This window comes from Acinetobacter sp. TW_SC_4, assembly GCF_054861205.1.
The window spans coordinates 2,069,402-2,089,617 of the sequence record NZ_CM142174.1 but is presented as its reverse complement, the minus strand read 5'-3'; the positions used below and the strand labels follow the sequence as shown (position 1 = coordinate 2,089,617).

20 protein-coding genes and 1 pseudogene are annotated in these 20,216 nt (G+C 41.5%); 11 read left to right on the top strand and 10 right to left on the bottom strand.

Annotated elements, in window-relative coordinates; genetic code table 11:
* The first annotated feature begins 208 nt into the window (after positions 1-208).
* On the top strand, positions 209-1,774 hold the full coding sequence (ahpF, locus tag ACWM1W_RS09965; RefSeq protein WP_461603203.1) for an alkyl hydroperoxide reductase subunit F: 1,566 nt from the start codon (positions 209-211) through the stop codon (positions 1,772-1,774).
* Between the two features lie 245 nt (positions 1,775-2,019).
* Here ahpF and ACWM1W_RS09960 read toward each other — a convergent pair whose 3' ends face one another.
* Positions 2,020-2,235: a 4Fe-4S dicluster domain-containing protein gene (locus ACWM1W_RS09960; protein ID WP_461603202.1), complete on the bottom strand. Its 216-nt coding sequence runs from the start codon at positions 2,233-2,235 to the stop codon at positions 2,020-2,022.
* Between the two features lie 51 nt (positions 2,236-2,286).
* Between ACWM1W_RS09960 and istA the strand changes: the two genes are divergently transcribed.
* Positions 2,287-3,306: an IS21 family transposase gene (istA, locus tag ACWM1W_RS09955; protein ID WP_286716026.1), complete on the top strand. Its 1,020-nt coding sequence runs from the start codon at positions 2,287-2,289 to the stop codon at positions 3,304-3,306.
* On the top strand, positions 3,306-4,079 hold the full coding sequence (istB, locus tag ACWM1W_RS09950; protein WP_075167882.1) for an IS21-like element ISAba8 family helper ATPase IstB: 774 nt from the start codon (positions 3,306-3,308) through the stop codon (positions 4,077-4,079). The genes istA and istB overlap by 1 nt, the downstream gene beginning before the upstream one ends.
* Before the next feature lie 73 nt (positions 4,080-4,152).
* On the opposite strand, the pseudogene ACWM1W_RS09945 reads toward istB, so the two are convergent.
* The 3 genes and pseudogenes from ACWM1W_RS09945 to ACWM1W_RS09935 all read right to left on the bottom strand — a co-directional run.
* Positions 4,153-4,233: pseudogene (locus ACWM1W_RS09945) on the bottom strand (4Fe-4S binding protein); the annotation flags it as partial.
* A gap of 3 nt (positions 4,234-4,236) precedes the next feature.
* On the bottom strand, positions 4,237-5,646 hold the full coding sequence (trhP, locus tag ACWM1W_RS09940) for a prephenate-dependent tRNA uridine(34) hydroxylase TrhP (RefSeq protein ID WP_375726276.1): 1,410 nt from the start codon (positions 5,644-5,646) through the stop codon (positions 4,237-4,239).
* A 133-nt stretch (positions 5,647-5,779) separates the two neighbouring features.
* Positions 5,780-6,190: a Cd(II)/Pb(II)-responsive transcriptional regulator gene (locus ACWM1W_RS09935; RefSeq protein ID WP_034170742.1), complete on the bottom strand. Its 411-nt coding sequence runs from the start codon at positions 6,188-6,190 to the stop codon at positions 5,780-5,782.
* 85 nt (positions 6,191-6,275) lie between these two features.
* On the opposite strand from ACWM1W_RS09935, the gene ACWM1W_RS09930 reads away from it, so the two are divergent.
* From ACWM1W_RS09930 to ACWM1W_RS09920, 3 genes are all read left to right on the top strand, one after another.
* Positions 6,276-6,899, top strand: a complete 624-nt coding sequence (locus ACWM1W_RS09930) for a cation transporter (RefSeq protein ID WP_034170741.1) — start codon at positions 6,276-6,278, stop codon at positions 6,897-6,899.
* 190 nt (positions 6,900-7,089) lie between these two features.
* The gene (locus ACWM1W_RS09925; protein WP_448765334.1) at positions 7,090-7,341 is read left to right on the top strand and encodes a hypothetical protein; all 252 of its coding nucleotides are present in this window, start codon (positions 7,090-7,092) and stop codon (positions 7,339-7,341) included.
* An 18-nt stretch (positions 7,342-7,359) separates the two neighbouring features.
* On the top strand, positions 7,360-7,542 hold the full coding sequence (locus ACWM1W_RS09920; RefSeq protein WP_034170739.1) for a hypothetical protein: 183 nt from the start codon (positions 7,360-7,362) through the stop codon (positions 7,540-7,542).
* Between the two features lie 68 nt (positions 7,543-7,610).
* Here the strand turns inward: ACWM1W_RS09920 and ACWM1W_RS09915 are convergent, their stop codons facing one another.
* Together ACWM1W_RS09915 and ACWM1W_RS09910 are read right to left on the bottom strand one after the other, a co-directional pair.
* On the bottom strand, positions 7,611-10,025 hold the full coding sequence (locus ACWM1W_RS09915) for a membrane-bound PQQ-dependent dehydrogenase, glucose/quinate/shikimate family (RefSeq protein WP_448765333.1): 2,415 nt from the start codon (positions 10,023-10,025) through the stop codon (positions 7,611-7,613).
* 372 nt (positions 10,026-10,397) lie between these two features.
* The gene (locus tag ACWM1W_RS09910; protein WP_005236496.1) at positions 10,398-11,177 is read right to left on the bottom strand and encodes a ferredoxin--NADP reductase; all 780 of its coding nucleotides are present in this window, start codon (positions 11,175-11,177) and stop codon (positions 10,398-10,400) included.
* Positions 11,178-11,282: 105 nt separating this feature from the next.
* On the opposite strand from ACWM1W_RS09910, the gene tsaA reads away from it, so the two are divergent.
* Entirely contained in the window at positions 11,283-11,993 is a 711-nt protein-coding gene (tsaA, locus tag ACWM1W_RS09905; protein WP_005236494.1) for a tRNA (N6-threonylcarbamoyladenosine(37)-N6)-methyltransferase TrmO, read from the top strand.
* 102 nt (positions 11,994-12,095) lie between these two features.
* Here tsaA and ACWM1W_RS09900 read toward each other — a convergent pair whose 3' ends face one another.
* Positions 12,096-13,142 (bottom strand): hypothetical protein, encoded by a 1,047-nt coding sequence (locus ACWM1W_RS09900; RefSeq protein WP_395522161.1) that lies wholly within the window; start codon positions 13,140-13,142, stop codon positions 12,096-12,098.
* Between the two features lie 121 nt (positions 13,143-13,263).
* Positions 13,264-14,526 (bottom strand): MgtC/SapB family protein, encoded by a 1,263-nt coding sequence (locus ACWM1W_RS09895; protein ID WP_005236489.1) that lies wholly within the window; start codon positions 14,524-14,526, stop codon positions 13,264-13,266.
* 212 nt (positions 14,527-14,738) lie between these two features.
* Between ACWM1W_RS09895 and ACWM1W_RS09890 the strand changes: the two genes are divergently transcribed.
* The 4 genes from ACWM1W_RS09890 (at position 14,739) to ACWM1W_RS09875 (ending at position 19,084) form a co-directional block, all read left to right on the top strand.
* Positions 14,739-16,496: a GspE/PulE family protein gene (locus ACWM1W_RS09890; protein ID WP_375726251.1), complete on the top strand. Its 1,758-nt coding sequence runs from the start codon at positions 14,739-14,741 to the stop codon at positions 16,494-16,496.
* A 95-nt stretch (positions 16,497-16,591) separates the two neighbouring features.
* Positions 16,592-16,957, top strand: a complete 366-nt coding sequence (locus ACWM1W_RS09885; protein WP_005236486.1) for a NirD/YgiW/YdeI family stress tolerance protein — start codon at positions 16,592-16,594, stop codon at positions 16,955-16,957.
* A gap of 136 nt (positions 16,958-17,093) precedes the next feature.
* Entirely contained in the window at positions 17,094-17,765 is a 672-nt protein-coding gene (locus ACWM1W_RS09880) for a response regulator transcription factor (protein WP_005236483.1), read from the top strand.
* A complete protein-coding gene (locus ACWM1W_RS09875) occupies positions 17,762-19,084 on the top strand; it encodes a sensor histidine kinase (RefSeq protein ID WP_034170731.1) in 1,323 nt (440 codons plus the stop codon). Before ACWM1W_RS09880 ends, ACWM1W_RS09875 begins: the two co-directional genes overlap by 4 nt.
* Positions 19,085-19,116: 32 nt before the next feature.
* Here ACWM1W_RS09875 and ACWM1W_RS09870 read toward each other — a convergent pair whose 3' ends face one another.
* Positions 19,117-19,863 carry an IS5 family transposase gene (locus tag ACWM1W_RS09870; RefSeq protein ID WP_261634917.1) on the bottom strand — a complete coding sequence of 249 codons (747 nt, stop codon included), beginning with the start codon at positions 19,861-19,863 and terminating at the stop codon, positions 19,117-19,119.
* A 168-nt stretch (positions 19,864-20,031) separates the two neighbouring features.
* Entirely contained in the window at positions 20,032-20,202 is a 171-nt protein-coding gene (hemP, locus tag ACWM1W_RS09865; RefSeq protein WP_004784247.1) for a hemin uptake protein HemP, read from the bottom strand.
* Positions 20,203-20,216: the final 14 nt, after the last annotated feature.

Here is a 20,216-nt window from a genome sequence, read left to right as displayed (position 1 = left end):
ATAAAAGGAGCATTTTTATTTTCCAATCAATATTCGATTTCTTTGAGCCAGAGTAAGAAGCTTAAGGATAATAAAAAATAAAATTAGGTTAGAAATTATGATCTGTAAAAACGATCATTAATATAAAAACAAACTGTTTTACCTATTTTTATTACTCACTTAATATAGCTGCATCGAATAAATATTTACTCCCTTGGAGACGTTAGCAATGTTAGATCAAAATACTTCAGCTCAATTAAAAACACTACTTGAACGTTTGGAAGGCCCGATTGAATTAGTGGCAACTCTGGATGGCTCTGACAAGTCAGCCAAAATCAAAGAACTGGTTGAGGAAATCGCTCAGCTTTCTGATCTAGTCACTGCTCGTTTTGACGGTACCAACAAACGTGCACCAAGCTTTGGTGTGGCAAAAGCCGGTGAACAGCCTCGTGTGTTCTTCGCAGGCTTGCCGATGGGCCATGAGTTTACGTCGCTGATTCTGGCATTGTTGCAAACTTCAGGTTATGCACCAAAAGTCTCTGCCGAAGTTCTGGAATCGATTAAAGGCTTAAGCATCAAATCTGACTTTGACGTATTCGTATCACTCAGCTGTCATAACTGCCCTGATGTCGTCCAAGCGTTAAACCTGATTGCCATCTATAACCCAGGTACAACTGCAACCATGATCGATGGTGCCTTCTTCCAGGACGAAGTGGAAGAACGCAAAATCATGGCCGTACCGATGGTGTTCCAGGACAATGAACATATTGGTCAGGGCCGTATGACACTGGAAGAAATCATTGCCAAACTGGATACCAATGCCGCAGCCAAAGACGCGGAAAAACTGAATGCCAAAGATGCATTTGATGTGTTGGTGATTGGTGGTGGACCTGCAGGGAATACTGCAGCGATCTATGCAGCACGTAAAGGCATCAAAACTGGGATCGTGGCTGAACGTATGGGCGGTCAGGTGATGGATACCATGGACATCGAAAACTACACATCAGTGCAAAAAACCCAAGGTCCGAAATTTGCCGCTGAAATGGAAGCCCATGTTCGTGAATACGGTGTCGACATCATGAACCTGCAACGTGTATCTGACATCAAAGGTGCAGATAGTACAGCGAATGGTCTGGTAGAAGTAACTTTAGAAAATGGTGCGAAACTTGAATCTAAAACCGTGATTCTGTCTACTGGTGCACGCTGGAGAGAAATGAATGTTCCAGGTGAACAGGAATACAAAACTCGTGGTGTAGCGTACTGCCCACACTGTGATGGTCCATTGTTCAAAGGTAAACGTGTAGCGGTGATTGGTGGTGGTAACTCGGGTGTAGAAGCTGCGATCGACCTTGCGGGTATTGTTGAGCATGTAACGCTGGTTGAGTTTGATACCAAACTTCGTGCGGATCAGGTACTTCAAGATAAATTGAACAGCTTGCCAAATACCACTGTAATCAAAAATGCGCTTTCTACCGAAGTCATCGGTGATGGTTCACAAGTCACAGCGTTGAAATACAAAGACCGTGCAACTGATGAAGAGCATATAGTTGAACTGGCAGGGATCTTCGTTCAGATCGGTTTGTTGCCAAACACCGACTTCCTGAAAGGAACCGATGTTGAGCTAACTAACCGTGGCGAGATCGTGATTAACGAGCGCAATGAAACCAATGTCAAAGGTGTGTTTGCTGCAGGTGACTGTACCACTGTTCCTTACAAACAGATCATCATCGCCACTGGTGAAGGTGCCAAAGCATCATTATCTGCCTTCGACTACATCATCCGTTCTGGTCAGTAAAAAAAGAGCACCTGGAATCCCCACATCCCAAGTGCAATCTCAAACTCCTATTATTATTTTCGCTTTATAGGAACTCAGGACGCTAACACCCGGGTTCCTTTTTTTTAGTTATTGTTAGATCAGCCAAAAGCGTCCCCAATCGCTTTTAGCTGTTCCTTTCCTCTGGACAGTTTTTGTTTTCAACCCTTATTTTTATCTTTCCCTAAGGTTGTTCTTAGATGAAGTCATAAGACTTCATGCATCCTTCAAGCTTTAAACAGATTCAAACCTTTAAATTTCTCCATTAACTGCTCTTGCGTTTCCCGATGCTCTGGATGCGGCATAATGCACTCAATAGGACAGACGGCAATACAGGTTTGATGATCATAGAAACCGACGCATTCCGTACAACGATTCACGTCGATTTCATAGATCTTATCGCCTTTGTTAGCGGCAGTGTAAAAATGACCCCCTAACGGCATTTAAAAACTGACCCCCTTGGTTAATATAGCGGTCATTTTGGACTGCTCAACATGTTAACTTTGGAGCAAGCAGTGACAATCCAAATACTTCATCAGCAAGGTAAATCCATTAAAGCCATTAGTCGTGAACTGGGGGTGTCCCGAAATACCGTACGTAAATATTTACGGCAGAAGGAAACACCTCAGTATCGGCGTACACAACCTAGAACAAGTATTCTTGATCCATATAAACCCTATTTACTCAAACGTGTAAACGCAGCTCATCCTGAATGGATTCCTGCTGTTGTGCTCTACCAGGAAATTTTAAGGTTGGGATATCCAGGAAAGATCAGGATCTTGAGGGAATATCTCGCAACATTAAAACCAGTTGCTAAACCGGAACCGATCATTCGTTTTGAAACCCAACCTGGCCAACAAATGCAGGTGGATTTCACCACGATTCGACGCAACAACACGACTTTGAAAGCCTTTGTCGCAACATTAGGGTATTCCAGAGCGACTTTCGTGAAATTTTATGATCATGAACGTACCGATGCATGGATCGATGGTCTAGAAAATGCATTTCAGTTCTTTGCAGGAGTACCTCAAGAAATCCTGTTTGATAACGCTAAAACGATCATGATTGAACGGGATGCCTATCAGGAGGGGCAGCATAAATGGAACCCCAAACTGCTCGACTGCGCCAAGAAATACAGCTTTCGTCCTCGCGTATGTAAGCCCTACCGTGCACAGACCAAAGGCAAAGTTGAACGCTTTAATGGATACCTCAAATCAAGCTTTATTGTGCCATTGAAAGCAAGCCTGAAGACTTCGGGTTTACTGTTAAATGTTGATGTCGCCAATGCCCACATTGGCCGGTGGCTGCATGAAACCGCCAATCAGCGGATTCATGCCACCACGCAAGAAAAACCGGCTGTTCGACTGCAACAGGAGCAGCAAAAATTTACGCCATTACCGCAATCAGATACAGGTTCTGGCACTGTACCTGTTGCAGCAGCACAGCATATCATGCCCTACGAGAGTTTGCAGCATCCCTTATCGGTATATGATCAGTTGCTAGGAGTTTCCTGATGAATCTGCAATACGACCGTATAGAGCAGCTTTGCCAAAAGCTCAATCTGCCTGCCATCGCATCACAATGGTCACATCATGCACAACAAACATTAGGTCAGGATGGAAGTTATGCCGACTTTGTTGAAGCAATCTTGACGCATGAATATGCTGCCAGGCAACAGCGCAGTCAGCAGGTACTGATGAAACTCTCAGGCCTGCCTCAAGTCAAAACCCTGGAAGACTATGATTTTAATTATGCCCTAGGGGCCCCTAAATCACAGGTGATTGAACTGTTCAATCTGAGCTTTATTGCTAGAGCAGAAAATGTGGTGTTTCTGGGGGCTAGCGGAGTAGGAAAAACGCACTTATCTATGGCATTAGGCTATAAGGCCATCATGAACAACATTAAGATCAAGTTCATTACCGCAGCGGATTTAATGCTGCAACTGAGTACAGCCTATCAGCAAGGTAAATTGAAAACCTATATGCAGCGTGCGGTACTGGGACCAAAGTTACTGATTATCGATGAAATTGGTTATTTACCATTTGGACGTGAAGAAGCGAATCTGTTCTTTAACGTGATTGCCAAGCGTTATGAAAAAGGCAGTACGATATTGACGAGTAACTTACCCTTTAGCCAATGGTCTAAGTCATTTGCGGATGATGTCACGTTGACCGCTGCGATGTTAGATCGGCTATTACATCACTGTCATGTGGTACAAATATCGGGTGAGAGTTATCGTTTGAAGGGTAAAAAAAGAATTGGGATTCAGCCCCAGGTTGAAACTTAATACGAGATCAAAGGGGTCAATTTTACTTTGCCATTTGTAAGGTAAAAGGGGTCAATTTTAGAATGCCGTTGACACCTTCATAAATTGCTTCATTTGGGCATTCCGGTAAGCACATATCACAGTTGATACATTTATCGGTAATCAAGAGCGCCATTTTTTAACTCGCCTGATAAGCCAATGAAGAGGCTGAAATGTCTACAGATGATGATGGCAGATTACGGATCAGCAGGGCATACTGCATATCGACATCTGCTGGTATTGGAATTTCAACGATATGCCCTGAACCTTTAGCATCTTCAATCAGATTGCCTTTACGGTCTTTAATCTCTGTCAAGGTAAAGGTGATGTTGCCTTTAGTGGTCATCAACTCTAGTGAGTCACCAACGACAAAACGGTTTTTTACATCAATCTTGATATAGTCACTATTACGCTCTAACACTTCCCCACAGAACTGCTGATGATCGAAACTCGATGAACCATTTTCATAGTTTTGATATTCACTATGTACATGACGGCGTAGAAAACCTTCGGTATAACCACGGTTGGCCAAACCTTCGAGTTGAGTCATTAGTGAAGAATCGAATGGCTTACCAGCAAGTGCATCATCAATGGCTTTACGGTAAATCTGCGCAGTACGCGCACAGTAGAAATAAGATTTGGTCCGACCTTCAATTTTCAGGGAGTGCACGCCAATCTTGGTCAATCGTTCCACATGCTGCACTGCACGCAGGTCTTTGGAATTCATAAAATAAGTGCCGTGCTCATCTTCTTCGGCAGCAAATATATCCTCGTCATTACGTTGCAATAACACAGGTTCATCAAACTGATGTTGTACTTGCATATGTGACTCATCAGCATCTTTTGAACAACAGCCAGAATCAATATTTTTCACCGGGATCACATCGCCCGTTTCATCTTCTTTAGCGTCCAATACCTTGTATTCCCAGCGACAGGCATTGGTACAGGCACCCTGATTGGCATCGCGCTTATTCATATAACCAGACAGCATGCAACGGCCAGAATAGGCCATGCACAGTGCGCCATGAATAAAGACTTCAATTTCCATATCTGGAACTTGCTGTTTGATTTCTTCAATTTCTTCAATGGACAGTTCACGTGACAAAATCACGCGAGTAAGTCCCATATTCTTCCAGAATTTTACTGTTGCCCAGTTCACTGCATTGGCTTGAACTGAAAGATGAATATCCATATCCGGGAAGTGCTCACGCACCATCATGATTAGGCCAGGATCAGACATGATCAGCGCATCAGGCTGCATGGCGACTACAGGTTTAAGGTCACGGATAAAATTTTTCAGCTTGGAGTTATGCGGCTGAATATTCACAACCACATAGAATTTTTTTCCAAGCGCGTGAGCTTCTTTGATGCCAATAGCCAGATTGTCATGGTCAAATTCATTATTACGAACACGTAAGCTATAACGCGGCTGGCCGGCATAGACTGCATCTGCACCATAAGCAAAGGCATAGCGCATATTTTTCAGTGAGCCAGCAGGTGAGAGAAGTTCCGTAACGTGAGAAATGCTCATGATGAAATAGAAAGACATATAAAAAGTACGTCTTTATTCTAGTCATCTAAAATCAGGATTCAACCTAGTAAATAACTCGGAATTGGCATAATTCAACTCAATTTCAAGTTAAAAGATAAACAGTGAACGATTTAAAATATCCATAAATATTTCAGCTATTTTCAATAGATTCCAGCGCTTTCAAAATCTGGCAATGATCAATCGTAGTTGGGGTATTACAGCTTTCGCGAAGCGCCATTAACTGCTTTTTAAATAACTGTAATTCTTTAATTTTATTTGAAATGTCTATAAGGTGCTGATCAATCATCTGGTTAACTTCACAGCAATCCTGTTCTGGATGCTGTTCCAGCTGAATCAGGTATTCAATTTCTTTTATAGACATGCCTAAAGCACGACAGCGCTTGATAAAAATCAAGCGTTTTAAGGCTTCTTCGCCATAATAACGATACTGGTTACTTGCTCGAAAATTCGGCTGAATCAAACCTCTTTTCTCATAAAATCGAATGGTATCAGTACTTAAATCGGTTTTCTTGGCTATATCAGAAATCAAATAATGTGACATAAATACCTCAGTCTTGACCTTGGAGTGACTCCATAGTTTCTAATGACTTTATCGCATTCAGGATAAAAAATCATCGGAGAATAATATGGCCTGTAGTTGTATTCATGAACCCGCGCCGCCCAAATCTAATAGCAAATTTAGAACAGCTTTATGGATTGCATTATTGATTAACCTGGCCTTATTTGGTGTAGAGCTGATCGGCGGTGCCTATGCACATTCATCGGCCTTATGGGCAGATGCGCTAGATTTCTTTGGAGATGCTATGAATTATGGTATTTCTCTGGCGGTGATTGGTGCAAGTCTGTATTGGCGTGCAACAGTTGCTCTGATTAAAGGATTGACTATGGCAGTATTTGGTCTGGTCGTCATTGGCAAAGTGATTTATGCTTTTATACAAGGTATTCCACCTGAAGCTATTACAATGGGGATCATCGGGATATTGGCCTTAATCGCAAACGTGGTCACAGCCATAATTTTATATGCTTTCCGGGATGGGGATGCCAATATGAAATCAGTCTGGTTGTGCAGCCGTAATGATGCAATCGGCAATGTGGCCGTCATTTTTGCAGCAGTGGGAGTCTTTGGCACTGGCAGTCTATGGCCAGATATTATTGTTGCAATCATTATGGCGAGTCTTGGCTTAAGTGCTGGATATCATGTAGTGAAACAGGCTCTAGCTGAACGAGTATTGAAGCATGAGTCAGCCTGATCCTTAATATTAAATTTAATTATGAAAAAGCTGCTGATCAGGCAGCTTTTTTATTAGCCATAAGCCTAAAAAATAGATGAAAAATAAAGCTTTACAAATACGATAAATTTAGGAAGAATCATGCGCGAAATTTAGAAAAGATTTATATAACTAAACAATTTAAATTTTTTAGTGTTTTTTAGGGGGAGTAATGAGCTTCATAAAACTATTTTCACTTTCAACTTTTGTACTGATGACTGGCTGTAGTTCTATGGTCGTCACTTATGACGCATCGGGTCAGGTGATTGGATCATGTAAAGCTACACGTGGTCTGCTTTCAATTGCTAGTGCTCATTGTAATGGATCAGGCAATGCAATTGGCGTGAACTACAATACGGTGGATGTTAAAACAGGTTTATTGCCAGTACCACCAATTCAAAATCAGATTCATTTAGCACCATAAATCATAGAGGGGAATATCATGAAATTATCAGTACTTATTGTATTTGCAACGACTATCGTACTAACTGGTTGTGCATCAACAGTGACTACATTTGACTCACATGGCCGTATGATTGGTTCATGTAAAGCAGAAAGCGGTTTTATTATCGGTGGTGGTGCAGGCTGTTCAGGTTCTGCAAACCAAGAAGGTCGCGATCGTTAATTTTTAATGATGATTGCAATAAAAAAACCGAAGCCTAAGCTTCGGTTTTTTCTTTATCTATCAAAAAATTATTTTTGATCAGGTAAAGCAAAGGCAATGATATAGTCGCCGACATCTTTAGAGTGGCTTGCACCACCTGCAGAAATCACAACATATTGTTTGCCAGTTTTTGGAGATTTATAAATTAGCGGTGCAGCAACAGCAGCAACAGGAAGCTCTGCTTTCCACACTTCTTTACCAGTTTTTGAATCAAGCGCACGTAGGTAATAATCCTGAGTACCTGCGAAGAACACCAGACCAGACGCTGTTGAAGTAGGACCACCGAGTGTTGGCATACCTAAAGGAATTGGCATATGGGTTTTAACACCTAACGGCCCCAATTCTTTTGCTGTCCCCATTGGCACTTCCCAAACAACTTTTTTAGATTTCAAGTCGATGGCAGTCATGGTACCAAATGGAGGTTTGTTACAAGGAACACCCAGTTTAGATTGCATGATGTCAATTTTCACACCCGCATAAGGACCAGCCAATTGCGGACGTACGGTACCCATGAATTCTGGTACTTCGTCAGTTGAGATATGATATTTACCCATATCTTCTTTACGAACCAATGACATACGAAGTGGCATACGCATATCGTTAACGTACATCATGCCAGTAGATTCATCAATGGAAATACCGCCCCAGTTGAAGCCACCAAGCAAGCTAGGCCATTCGATATATGGTTTTTCACCAGGTGCAGTGTATAGACCGTTATAGACAGAGTCTTTAAAGTCGATACGACAAGCCAATTGGTCAAAGGTTGAGATACCCCACATATCCTGTTCAGTCAATGTCGCATTACCAATTTGTGGCATGCCAACAGAGAATGGTTGGGTAGGAGAAAGTTTTTCACCTTCAGCACCATTGGTGTCGACTGGACGTTCTTCAACTTTAGTGACTGGTTTACCAGTACGGCGGTCAAGAACGAAGATTTGACCCATTTGGGTAGTTTGAATCAACGCTGGAACTTTTTTGCCATGATCATCAGTCATGTCATAAAGTACAGGTTGTGACGGCAAGTCATAATCCCAGACATCATGGTGAACAGTTTGATAAGACCAAACAGTTTTACCAGTCAAAGCATTTACGGCAACAATGGCAGAACCAAATTTTTCTTTGGCTCCGTTACGGTCACCACCCCAGTAGTCAGGAGGACCATTACCTGTAGGTAAGTAAACCAGATTCAGGTCTTTGTCATAAGTCGGGATGGTCCACATGTTTGGTGTTTCTAAAGTAAAGCCTTTGCCATCTTTAGGTTCACCAACCAGTTCAGGATTACCGACATCCCAAGCCCAGGCCAATTTACCAGTACGAACGTCATAGGCACGTACGACACCAGACGGTTCGCCATGCACAATATCACGTACCCAGCCACCTAATACGGCAACATGACCCGCAATGAGTGGAGTAGACGTTGGATGGTAACGTTTACTTTGTTCGGTAGGACCCATGTCATGCAGAACATCGACCTGACCGTTAGTACCAAATTCTGGACATAAAGCACCAGTTTTAGCATTTAAGGCAATTAAACGGCCATCAACAGTAGAAGTTAGAATACGTTGTGGACAAGCTTTAATACCAGGTGCTTGTAGGTCTGCCACAGTTAAAGATTTGTCTTTAGTTGCATCATAGTAACCGACACCACGGCAGGTAATATGCTCTGCAGTTTTTGCATGTGGATCATATTTCCAAAGTGCTTTACCACTGTCACCATCAATCGCTGAAATGATATTAGTTGGTGTACATGAGTACAATGTGCTGCCAATTTGGATCGGTGTATTTTCATCGACACCGGCAGAGGTATCACGACCAGTGTGATAAGTCCAAGCGACTTTCAGATCTTTAACATTTTCAGGGGTAATGTCAGTGTACGGTGCAAAACGGGTACCATTACCATTACGACCGAAATATTCCCAGTTGTCCGGGTTTTCTGCATTTGGTTTAGCCAGCGCAGGTTCTTGTACGATGTCCACTGGATTGAGGATTTTGCCGTGTGGGAAGAATGCAGCAATCATGGCTGCTACACAGGCAAAGAAACCGACAAAGCCAACAAGATTGGCAGCTTTGATTTTTGCAGCATCGAGTGCTGGCAGGTTTTTGCTTGCCCACATGCTGAGGACAAACAGAATAGTTGGAACCACCAAACGTGGAATATATTGCCAGAAGCTCAAACCTTGAACTTCAGCAATCGCCCAGATGATGGTTGCAATAAAAGTAACAATAGAAAGCCAGAAACCAAGGGCTTTTTTCATCGCATAGCAAATGGCGATTGCAACATAGGCAATCCCTGCGATGAGATAATAACTTGTACCACCGAGGCTAAGTAATTTAGCGCCTTGAATGATCAAGTACAGCGCAACGAGTAAAGTTAATACCACTACAAAATAGCGATAGACTTTAGACCCTGTACGCTCGATAGAGGAGGGTTGTTCAGTGCTCATACCTTGCCTATAGAAAACGGCTTGGTTGCATAAACGGTGAAACAGGAGAATGGGATCTAAATAGATCGAATTAAAAGTTTACAGAGTTTATGTAACTAAGTCTTTAGCGAGGATAAATCCTCATGAGAAATCAATTACAGTTACATATTCTAACATTTAAGAATGAATTTTTGACTAAAAAATATAATGTAAGTATTGATATTTATCATTTATTCTACTTTTTTAAGTAATTACATTTTTATAAATACGCTAATTATAAGAAATTTTAAGTAGAGAGTAGGTTGAGTTAATTCTTTCAGATTAAGACTTACTGGATATAAAAAACGCATGCTTAAAGCATGCGTTTTAGGTTGCAAAAGGTTTTTTTGCAGATTATTTTTCTACGAATGCACGTTCAATTACGTAGTCACCCAAAACACCCATACGTGGAGATTCTTTCAGACCGTGTTGATCTAGCAGTGCAGCAACATCGTCCAGGAATGCAGGAGAACCACAGAGCATTGCACGGTCAGTTTCAGGGTTGAAACGTGGTAGTCCGATTTTCTCGAATAATTGACCAGATTCAATCGCAGTGGTTACACGACCTTGGGTATGGAACTCTTCACGAGTAACAGTTGGGTAATACACTAATTTTTCTTTAGCACCCAATTCACCGAAGAATTCATGGTTTGGAATTTCATTCAAAATCAAATCTTGATAAGCCAGTTCTGAGATGAAACGTGTACCGTGAACGACGATGATTTTTTCAAAACGTTCATAAGTTTCTGGATCACGGATTACAGAAAGGAAAGGTGCAAGACCAGTACCTGAAGAAAGAAGATACAAGTTCTTACCTGGATTCAGGTCATCAAGAACCAGCGTACCTGTAGGTTTTTTAGAAACCAGGATTTCGTCGCCAACTTTAACTTTTTGTAGAATAGAGGTAAGAGGACCATCTGGAACTTTGATTGAGAAGAATTCCAGCTCTTCTTCATAGTTTGCACTTGCAATTGAATATGCACGCATTAAAGGCTTGCCATTGACTTCAAGACCGATCATCACAAACTGACCGTTTTTAAAACGTAATGCAGTGTCACGAGTCGTTTTAAAAGAGAATAAAGTGTCATTCCAATGGTGGACGTGAGTAATCTTTTCGACGTTAAAAGCAGCCATTAAAGGTCTCAATAAGTTATCAAATTAGAACAGTTTGCTATTCTAATCTAAATTCATTCTCTATAAACTGAATATATTTAATTGAGCTTATCAAAAAAAGTGATTATGACCGAACTCACTCTGCCGATTATTGGCTATATGCATTCTCCCTATAAAGAAAAGTTTGGCATCCCGCGTCAGCCTAATTTGGTACAGGTTGAAAGCTATATTGAAATGACCGGTCCATATAATGATTTACTCGCATTTGAAGGCATCGAAGAATTTAGTCATCTCTGGTTAGTCTGGCAGTTTCATGACAATAAAAATCAGCAGAGCCAGCAGTTTCGTCCGCAGGTTCGACCACCACGTTTAGGCGGTAACAAGAAAATAGGTGTATTTGCTACGCGTAGTATGTACCGTCCTGCACCCATTGGTTTATCAGTCGTGAAATTAAATCGTGTCGAAAAAGTCGGTAAAAATGTCCGGGTTTATGTCGCAGGAAGCGACCTGCTAGATGGAACGCCGATTATAGACATTAAACCTTATATTCAATATTCGGATTCAGTGATTGATGCGCAAAGCGGTTATGCTCAGGACGAACCATCACGTAAGCCCGTGATTTGGAGTGAGGACGCTGAACAGCAAAAAAAATTATTATTAGAAAAAGGAAAAATATCTGCTCAATTGCTAGAAGAACTTGAAGCCGTTTTATCTCTCGATCCTAGGCCGGCATATCAGGATGATGAGAACCGGGTTTATGGAATGAAGTTTGCGGACTTGGATGTGAAATTTAAAGTTACTTTAGCTGATATTGTAGTCGATCAGTTAATTTTTTGAATTTTTAAAATGAAATACTGATTTAAAAATAGGAACCTCAACTAAATTGGAGTTCCTATTTAATATTAATCTACAGCACTCGAAGTACTTTATATCAAGTTGTTACGAGTATTTTTTAATTTGCTTTCTTAATTCTTCAGATGCAGTATTATTAAATAAAGTGCATGCATTTTCTTGTAAAGTTGCATATTCCTGTAGAGCTGGTTTGTCCTGAGCAGATGCTGAATTAACCAGTGCTTTAGATGCGGTTAAAATATTTTTGATATTGTATTCCTCTCCAGCTGGATGATAATCAACTTCATAATATTTGTTCTTATATTCAGCTAGTCCCCATTGCTGATCTTCTCTAAGATCTAGATATGCTATAGCATCCTTAAAAGTATGTTTGGCATATTTACTATCTTTTGAAATATCAGCCCATTCAAGTTTTAAATAATCTTGTACATAATCTTCAAGTGAATATTTATATAACTCAATATATTTTTGTGAGTTATTAATAGTTTGGAGTTGAATACAAGTAGATCCGGAAGGGAAGGTTGAATTAGAAAGTACTCGATAAAAATCTTCCCCTTTTTCTCCCATAGGGTAGGTATCGAGTAAATTATATTTTAAATTGACATAATGGTCTGGACTGAGGACTTGAGCAATATTTTTACCACTAATATCAAAGACCTTGAATGTAAGTGTACTGCTTAATCCTGTGGAATTAATTGGAGAATATGGAACTTGCTTCCAAGTGGTTGCATTAGCCGTAATAGTCCCTTGCAATTTGCCATAGGTCGCATGTGTAGAACCGTGATCATATAATCCATTTTCAGTTAGATAGAAAGTTTCACTTTCATCCCAGCCTGTTGTCTCATCAACTTTAATATAGACATTTCCTTGATCAAAGGTTAGCTGTTCAATTTCATAATTTATGTCTGAATCGGAATATTCATCAATATAGAATGATGACCATTGTTGGAAGGCAGGTTTTGTAAGGGTAGTATTTCCAGTTCCAGTTCCAGTTCCAGTTCCAGTTCCAGTTCCAGTTCCAGTTCCAGTTCCAGTTCCAGTATTACCGCCATTTGAATCAGAAGATGAACCCCCACCACATGCAGTTAACATGAAGGCACTAAAAATTGCGAATGATAAAGCCTTAAATTTCATAAATACCTTATAAAAATTATATTAATTCAATTGTTGTGTAAACGTAAAGCAAATCAATTATAGCGAGAAAATATTAAAATTAAAATTGAAAAATAAATAAAAATTAAATATTTATATATACTTAATAATCAAAAACTATCCACCACAACAAGCCAATCAAAACTACCATATGCAAAATCTGCACAGGCGCGAAATAAAGGACAAACTTCAAGCCTCCGGTCAAAGCGGCATTGGCTGACTTGGCCAAGGCATGAGCACCCAGACCTAAAAGCAAGGCATAAATCAAACGTAGATTGGAGGGATCGCCTTGAACGACAACACTGGCCATCGCGGCATGAATCTCGAACAAAGAGGCAAGTAAGGTCCCGGCCAGTAAGCCGGCATCCCCGAGCCAGACCTCCAGTCCGTAAACTCCAGCCTGAATCAATGTTAATGTCACTGCAATAATCACCGCTTCTTTTAAGCTAAACATCTGGCTGTCTGATGATTCCATGCTCGGCGCAGGTTTTGCCTTGCGCAATAATAAAAATGCACAAGCTGCCAGAAGGATTACGGCAACTAAAGAGGGCAAGAGCAGGATTTTAAGCCAGCTCCAGGATACGCCCCCGACCACAATCAATAGCAACACAATAGTCGAGATACATGACATCAGCGCGGCACCGGCATTGGATTTTGCATCCATTTCACCTTTACGGACCTGTATACCTAATTGAGCAATAGTGGCGGTACTGGAAACAAAACCGGAAGCAATGGAGGACAGCATCAGGGCATTTTTAGTCGAGAAGAAACGTTTAGCGATATGTGCCAAAGCTTGAACTACCAGTATGAGAATTACTAATTTTAAAATCAGATAAGGGTTCAGCACTTCACCCCATAAAGGTCGGTCAGGGGTTAGTGGTAAACCAATCAGAATTAAGGCTAATAATAGTAATCCATCCCTAAATTCAGCCTCAGTAATCCACTGTCCGGCAATATTATGCATAGAGTGTTTGGCCATTAAAATTATCGTGATCAGAACTGCTAGTCCTGCAGCCAGAGGAATATTCCACAGACAAATCGCCCCAATAAAATAGGTCATGATAAAGGCCAATTCAGTTGTAATTCCCGGATCTTCTATCTGGTTTCTAATAGAAAAAATGACAATGCCGCCAATAATGAGTGCACCGGCCAGACCCATTGCCATTCCAAATAGAAAGCACAATGCGCCTAATAAAGCACAGATGGCAAAAGAGCGTAGCCCGGCAAAACTGGCCTGTTCCTCACGCTGTTTGTGCCGTTCACGTTCCAGCCCGATTAGTAAACCACATCCTAAGGCAGCAGTCAGGATGGTAAGCAACTCATGAAAGGAGCTACTTTCACTTAAGGGAACCACGCTTAAATCCATACCTGGCCTCAGCGATTAAATAAGATATCCTGATTGAAATATAGGCGAAAAATTGACACATCGACAAGCAGAAAAAGGTTATGAACTAAAACCCATATGATGTGCTTAATATTCATGAAAGATAAATCCGCTTTCTAGTTTTGAAGTCGCAATGGAATGCGAAAAACAGGAAAAACTTGTTATAGTGGAGACAGTTTTGGGGACCATCAATCATGAAATTTGATTTTGAAATTGATACAGGCTGGTGTTTGGATCAGCTTTTAAAAGACGGAAAAATAACTGAACGTGACCGGATACGAGTTCAGACCACACATCGGCAACGTGAACAAATAAAATGGCATCCTTTACAATGGATCGCGAACTTTAGTCTGGTTGATCAGTCCCATCCTCAAAGTACTTTGACACTCAACCGCTTATGCCAGTGGCTGGCAGAAAAAACCGGTTTAATGTTCTATATCATTGACCCACTCAAAGCTGATGTGCAGGCCTTGACCAATGTCATGTCACAGGAATATGCATTGCGTAACCGTATTCTGGCAGTAGAAATTCAACCAGATAAAGTTCTGATCGCCACAGATCAGCCTTATAAAACTGAATGGGTATCTAATCTCGAACAGAATATTGCACCGAAAAAAATTGAACGGGTATTGCTCAATCCGGAACAGCTCCAGCGTTATATTGTTGAGTATTATCAGGTCAGTCGTGCAGTCAGTGGCTCGCAAAAATCATCTGCTTATGAGCGGGAAAATAAAGGTGTAGAAGCCTTGCTGCAACTGGGTGATTCCCAGAATCCGGATGCCAATGACCAGCATATCGTGAAACTGGTAGACTGGGTGTTGCAGTTTGCCTTTGAGCAGGGTGCCAGTGATATCCATATGGAACCGCGCAAAGACACCGGCAAAATCCGTTTCCGGATTGATGGGGTATTGCATACCATCTATAACATGCCAGCCAATACCTTGACTGCGGTCATTTCCCGAATCAAAATCTTGGGCCGGATGAATGTGGCAGAAAAACGTAAACCACAGGATGGCCGTTTAAAAACCCGGACTCCGAAAGGGCAGGAAACTGAACTGCGTTTATCGACCTTACCTACCGCATTTGGTGAAAAGCTGGTAATGCGTATTTTTGACCCAGAAGTTCTAGTCAGAAGTTTTCAGCAGCTCGGTTTCGAAGGACATTTACTCAATGACTGGAATAATCTGACCAGTCACAGTCACGGTATTATTCTGGTCACAGGCCCGACCGGTTCAGGTAAAACTACGACCTTGTATTCGACACTGAAACAGCTGGCGACCGAAGAAGTCAATGTCTGTACCATTGAAGACCCGATTGAAATGCTCGAGCCGAGCTTTAACCAGATGCAGGTCAATACCGGGATTGAACTGGGCTTTGCCGATGGTGTGCGTGCACTGATGCGTCAGGATCCGGACATTATTATGGTCGGCGAGATTCGTGACCAAGATACGGCCAATATGGCGATTCAGGCAGCCTTAACTGGTCACTTAGTACTTTCTACCTTGCATACCAATGATGCGCCGTCGAGTCTGACTCGTCTGCATGATCTGGGCGTACAACCATTTTTAACAGCAGCGACTATCTTGGGCGTTTTGGCCCAACGTCTGGTACGTAAGCTATGTCCGCACTGCAAGCAGGAGAGTTTCCTGGATGAGCAGGAATGGCAGCATCTGGCGGTGGACTATCCTTTACCACGTCCGGAATTTGTTTTTAAAGCAGTCGGTTGTGAAGAGTGTCGCCATACCGGTTATAAAGGCCGAATCGGGATTTATGAGTTTATGCCGCTTAGCCTGACTACCAAGCAGTTGATCGGAGCGGATGCTAATCTGAATCAGTTACGTCAGCAGGCAAAAAAAGAAGGGGTAGAACCTTTACGGATTGCCGGTGCTCGCAAGATTCTGGAAGGGGTCACCACGCTTGAAGAAGTTTTGAGAGTTGTGCCATTAAATTAATTCTGAAGATGAAGCGATCTTAAGATTCAATTCATCTTCGGCTGTTTTAATAGCATTATCGAAACAGGGCAAGACTTTAAAAAGAGGTAACTGCAATGAAAATGATGATGAATACTGTTTTAGCAGCTGCATTAATGGGTTCAATTGGGACTGCCGCAGTTGCGAGTAGTGAAACTGCGGTGAATCAGGCTGCATTTGCTAAAACGACTACAGTTAAGCAAGCGTTGACCATGAAAGATGACAGCAAGGTACAGCTAAAAGGTTATGTGGTAAAAGCTGTCGGTGATGAAAAATACCAGTTCCGTGACAATACCGGCACCATTACTGTCGAAATTGATGATGAACTTTGGCAGGGTAAACCAGTATCAGCTAAAACACCTGTGGTAATCATTGGTGAAGTGGACATTGACTATAAACCTGCGAAACGTGTTGAAATTGATGTCGACCAAGTTCAGTTTTAATTTCAGCATGATTTCCTGAACTGAATCTGAAGATAGCAACAAAAAACCACATGCAAGTTACCAAAAAGCATGTGGTTTTTTTGAGTCTGAAACTTTTTCAAGGCAAGATAGAAAGGTAAAACAAGCGGAGCATAACATGCGTATTCTTTTGGCAGAGGATGATGAATCTCAGGCGGAAAGTATTCAAACCTGGCTGGAAATGGACGGTTATGTGATTGATCGGGTTGATCGTGGGGATCATGCCATTCTGGCGATTGAACAGCATCAGTATGACTGTATTTTGCTGGACCGTGGCCTGCCGAATGCAACCGGAGACGACATTCTTAAAAGCTTGCGCAATAAACAGAAAGATACGCCCGTTATATTTATTACCGCCAAGGACAGTATTCATGATCGGGTCGCAGGACTCGATCTAGGGGCCAATGATTATCTGGTAAAACCTTTCAGTCTGGAAGAACTTTCCGCTCGCGTTCGTGCCCAGCTCAGACAAAAACAGCAAATGCCAAATCATATCCTGCAATGGCAGGATCTTAGTCTGGACAATCAGGCCAAGACTGTAATGAAGGCGGGGCAGAGCATTAATCTGACTGCAAAAGAATTCCAGATTTTATATAAGCTGATGCAAAAACCAGAACATATCATTACCCGAGAACAGCTGGAAGAATCACTCTATGCCTGGGGAGATGAAATCGAAAGCAATGCGATTGAAGTCTTTATTTATCAGCTACGTAAAAAAATTGGTAGCCAGATGATTAAAACCATTCGTGGCTTGGGCTACCGGATGCATAAACCCGAGGCCTCCATATGAAGGCACCTATTTCCCTGCAAAGTCGGCTGATTCAACATGCCATGTTCAGTTCCATACTGGCAGGATTTCTGGCGTGGCTGCTGTTATTGGGAATTTCCAGCTATCAGGCGATTGATCTGCATGATGACCTGATGGAAGAAATTTCAGAGTTACTTCTAGGAGATGTGAACCAAGCCAAAAATACGCAGGTCGATGAAATCAGTGAGCAGTTTGATATTCAATATGCCTTACTACTGAATCAGCAGGTACTGACCACTTCAATTGATGATGAACTGATTAATGAGATACCAGTTGCACAGAAAAACGGATTTCACTTTGATTATGAAAATGGCCATTTTATTCGCATCCTGATTGCTGAAGATCAAGACTTGAAAGTGAAAGTGGTACAACCGCTTTCAGTACGCTTTGATGAGCTTTGGCAAACGACTTTAGGTTTCGCCGGGATTTTATTTATCCTATGGATATTACAGTGGCTGATTTTACGTTTTGCCATTAAGCGGCAATTAAGACCTTTAAATAAAATTTCCCGAGAAATTGGTTCCAAATCTGCTCAAGATCTCAGTCCGGTTCAAAGTCCTGATCCTGAGATTACTGAACTGCAACCGATTGTCCGTCAGCTGAATGCCATGTTGAGCAGGCTGGAAAAATCATTGGCTGCCGAGCAACGTTTCACTGCCGACGCTTCACATGAGTTGCGTTCCCCATTGTCTGCCATTCAAATGCGTTTACAGGTGCTGAAACGTAAATATCAGGAAGATGCCCAACTTAGGCAAGCGTTACAGATGATTCAGAATGACGTCAACCGCGGAACGCAGATTCTGGAAAACTTATTGCTATTGGCTCGGCTTGATCCAGAACATGCAGAGCAGCTGCCCAAACAGCAGGTGAATCTTAAAGTATTGGTTCAGGAGGTCTTACAAGCTTTAAAACCTCTTGCTCAGGAAAAAGAGATTCACTGGAACTTAAAACTCGAAGATGCAGTGATTGAAGCAAATGCAGAGCTGATTTTTAGCTGTATCCGCAATCTGGTTGATAATGCCATTCGTTATACGCCTGTGCAGGGACAGGTCGAAATCAAGACGATAGTTGAAAGCCAGAATCTACAACTCGTGATTGAAAATTCGGGAGAGGGAATTCAGGAAGAAGTTGTTCAACGTTTAGGTGAGCGTTTTTACCGCGCCTTGGGCACGCGAACACAAGGTTCAGGTTTGGGACTGTCGATTTGTCAAAAGATTATGCAGTTACATACGGCCAAGATTGATTATGCGCCGTCAGTTTTGGGTGGACTTAAAGTTTCATTAATTTTTCAATCTAAATAGGGTCTGTTGACATTTACTGTTCATAATTAAACCTATAAAGGTAGCCATAAAAATATACAGGCTAAGGCAACAGAACTTTGATAATTTCTTTTGAGCTTGTCATATCGAGTAGCTATTCCTCTAAATTGCTTTAATCTACAAAACATATTTTCAACTAAATGCCTGATTTTATATAAATACCAGTCCATATGATCATTGTTCGATTGGCTATTTATTTTCTTTGGTATATTCGCTTTTGTCCCTGTTTTTCTGATCTGTTCACGCAGTGGTTCTGAATCATAGCCTTTATCTGCGCAGACCACTTTTGTCTCTTTTAAGTCTAATGTTGATATTAAATCAGGTGCAACTTTGACGTCATGTGTGGTTCCATCGGTAATCATGAAATCAACAGGATTGCCATTTGCATCAACAATCAAATGTATTTTTGAGGAGTTTCCTCCTACACTTTTAGAAATGGATTGATTCGCTATACCGGCAGAATGTTGATGAGCACGTACGTGAGAGCCATCAATAAAAATCCACTCCATATCGGGGCATGATGCTAATAATTTGAATAATCTAAGCAACTTACCACTGCTTGACCAACGATTAAAACGTTTGAAAATAGAGTTTGATTGACCGAAATAGGAAGGAATATCTCGCCACGGACAGCCTGTTCTAATTCTATAGAGAATAGCTTCAATAAAATTACGTAAGTTTGAGTTGTGATGAATAGATAAATTACGCAAAATAGTTTTCAACTTTTGCCAGTGTTGATCTGTCAGCATGGTACGAGGCATAGCGAATAGTAAAATTGGGTTTGGCGATTTGATTTTACTACTTCGCTATTTTTTAAGCTAAAAGTGTCAACACACCCTAATATAGTCATTGGATCTAGCAATTAAAAAAGCAGTATGCGCTGATTCATACTGCCTGTTCCCACGTTTATTATTTTTGGAGTATTTAAATTACTTAGTCAGGATGAGACGATTGTTACGAGTCAAACGTAGACGGTATTCTTCACCCGCATGCATGATCCGGATTTCTCGTCCTAGCGCAAATAAATTGTTCGAATGCAACATCGGTAGCGCATGCTGAGTATCATTATTACGGGTAAATAGGCTAAATGGTGCGTTCATTCCGTCGACTCCGT

Excerpts from the sequence above, each read along its gene's own strand:
- ahpF (WP_461603203.1), top strand. The coding sequence starts at position 209 with ATGTTAGATCAAAATACTTCAGCTCAATTAAAAACACTACTTGAACGT.
- ACWM1W_RS09960 (WP_461603202.1), bottom strand. The coding sequence starts at position 2,235 with ATGCCGTTAGGGGGTCATTTTTACACTGCCGCTAACAAAGGCGATAAG.
- istA (WP_286716026.1), top strand. The coding sequence starts at position 2,287 with ATGTTAACTTTGGAGCAAGCAGTGACAATCCAAATACTTCATCAGCAA.
- istB (WP_075167882.1), top strand. The coding sequence starts at position 3,306 with ATGAATCTGCAATACGACCGTATAGAGCAGCTTTGCCAAAAGCTCAAT.
- trhP (WP_375726276.1), bottom strand. The coding sequence starts at position 5,646 with ATGTCTTTCTATTTCATCATGAGCATTTCTCACGTTACGGAACTTCTC.
- ACWM1W_RS09935 (WP_034170742.1), bottom strand. The coding sequence starts at position 6,190 with ATGTCACATTATTTGATTTCTGATATAGCCAAGAAAACCGATTTAAGT.
- ACWM1W_RS09930 (WP_034170741.1), top strand. The coding sequence starts at position 6,276 with ATGGCCTGTAGTTGTATTCATGAACCCGCGCCGCCCAAATCTAATAGC.
- ACWM1W_RS09925 (WP_448765334.1), top strand. The coding sequence starts at position 7,090 with ATGAGCTTCATAAAACTATTTTCACTTTCAACTTTTGTACTGATGACT.
- ACWM1W_RS09920 (WP_034170739.1), top strand. The coding sequence starts at position 7,360 with ATGAAATTATCAGTACTTATTGTATTTGCAACGACTATCGTACTAACT.
- ACWM1W_RS09915 (WP_448765333.1), bottom strand. The coding sequence starts at position 10,025 with ATGAGCACTGAACAACCCTCCTCTATCGAGCGTACAGGGTCTAAAGTC.
- ACWM1W_RS09910 (WP_005236496.1), bottom strand. The coding sequence starts at position 11,177 with ATGGCTGCTTTTAACGTCGAAAAGATTACTCACGTCCACCATTGGAAT.
- tsaA (WP_005236494.1), top strand. The coding sequence starts at position 11,283 with ATGACCGAACTCACTCTGCCGATTATTGGCTATATGCATTCTCCCTAT.
- ACWM1W_RS09900 (WP_395522161.1), bottom strand. The coding sequence starts at position 13,142 with ATGAAATTTAAGGCTTTATCATTCGCAATTTTTAGTGCCTTCATGTTA.
- ACWM1W_RS09895 (WP_005236489.1), bottom strand. The coding sequence starts at position 14,526 with ATGGATTTAAGCGTGGTTCCCTTAAGTGAAAGTAGCTCCTTTCATGAG.
- ACWM1W_RS09890 (WP_375726251.1), top strand. The coding sequence starts at position 14,739 with ATGAAATTTGATTTTGAAATTGATACAGGCTGGTGTTTGGATCAGCTT.
- ACWM1W_RS09885 (WP_005236486.1), top strand. The coding sequence starts at position 16,592 with ATGAAAATGATGATGAATACTGTTTTAGCAGCTGCATTAATGGGTTCA.
- ACWM1W_RS09880 (WP_005236483.1), top strand. The coding sequence starts at position 17,094 with ATGCGTATTCTTTTGGCAGAGGATGATGAATCTCAGGCGGAAAGTATT.
- ACWM1W_RS09875 (WP_034170731.1), top strand. The coding sequence starts at position 17,762 with ATGAAGGCACCTATTTCCCTGCAAAGTCGGCTGATTCAACATGCCATG.
- ACWM1W_RS09870 (WP_261634917.1), bottom strand. The coding sequence starts at position 19,863 with ATGCCTCGTACCATGCTGACAGATCAACACTGGCAAAAGTTGAAAACT.
- hemP (WP_004784247.1), bottom strand. The coding sequence starts at position 20,202 with ATGAACGCACCATTTAGCCTATTTACCCGTAATAATGATACTCAGCAT.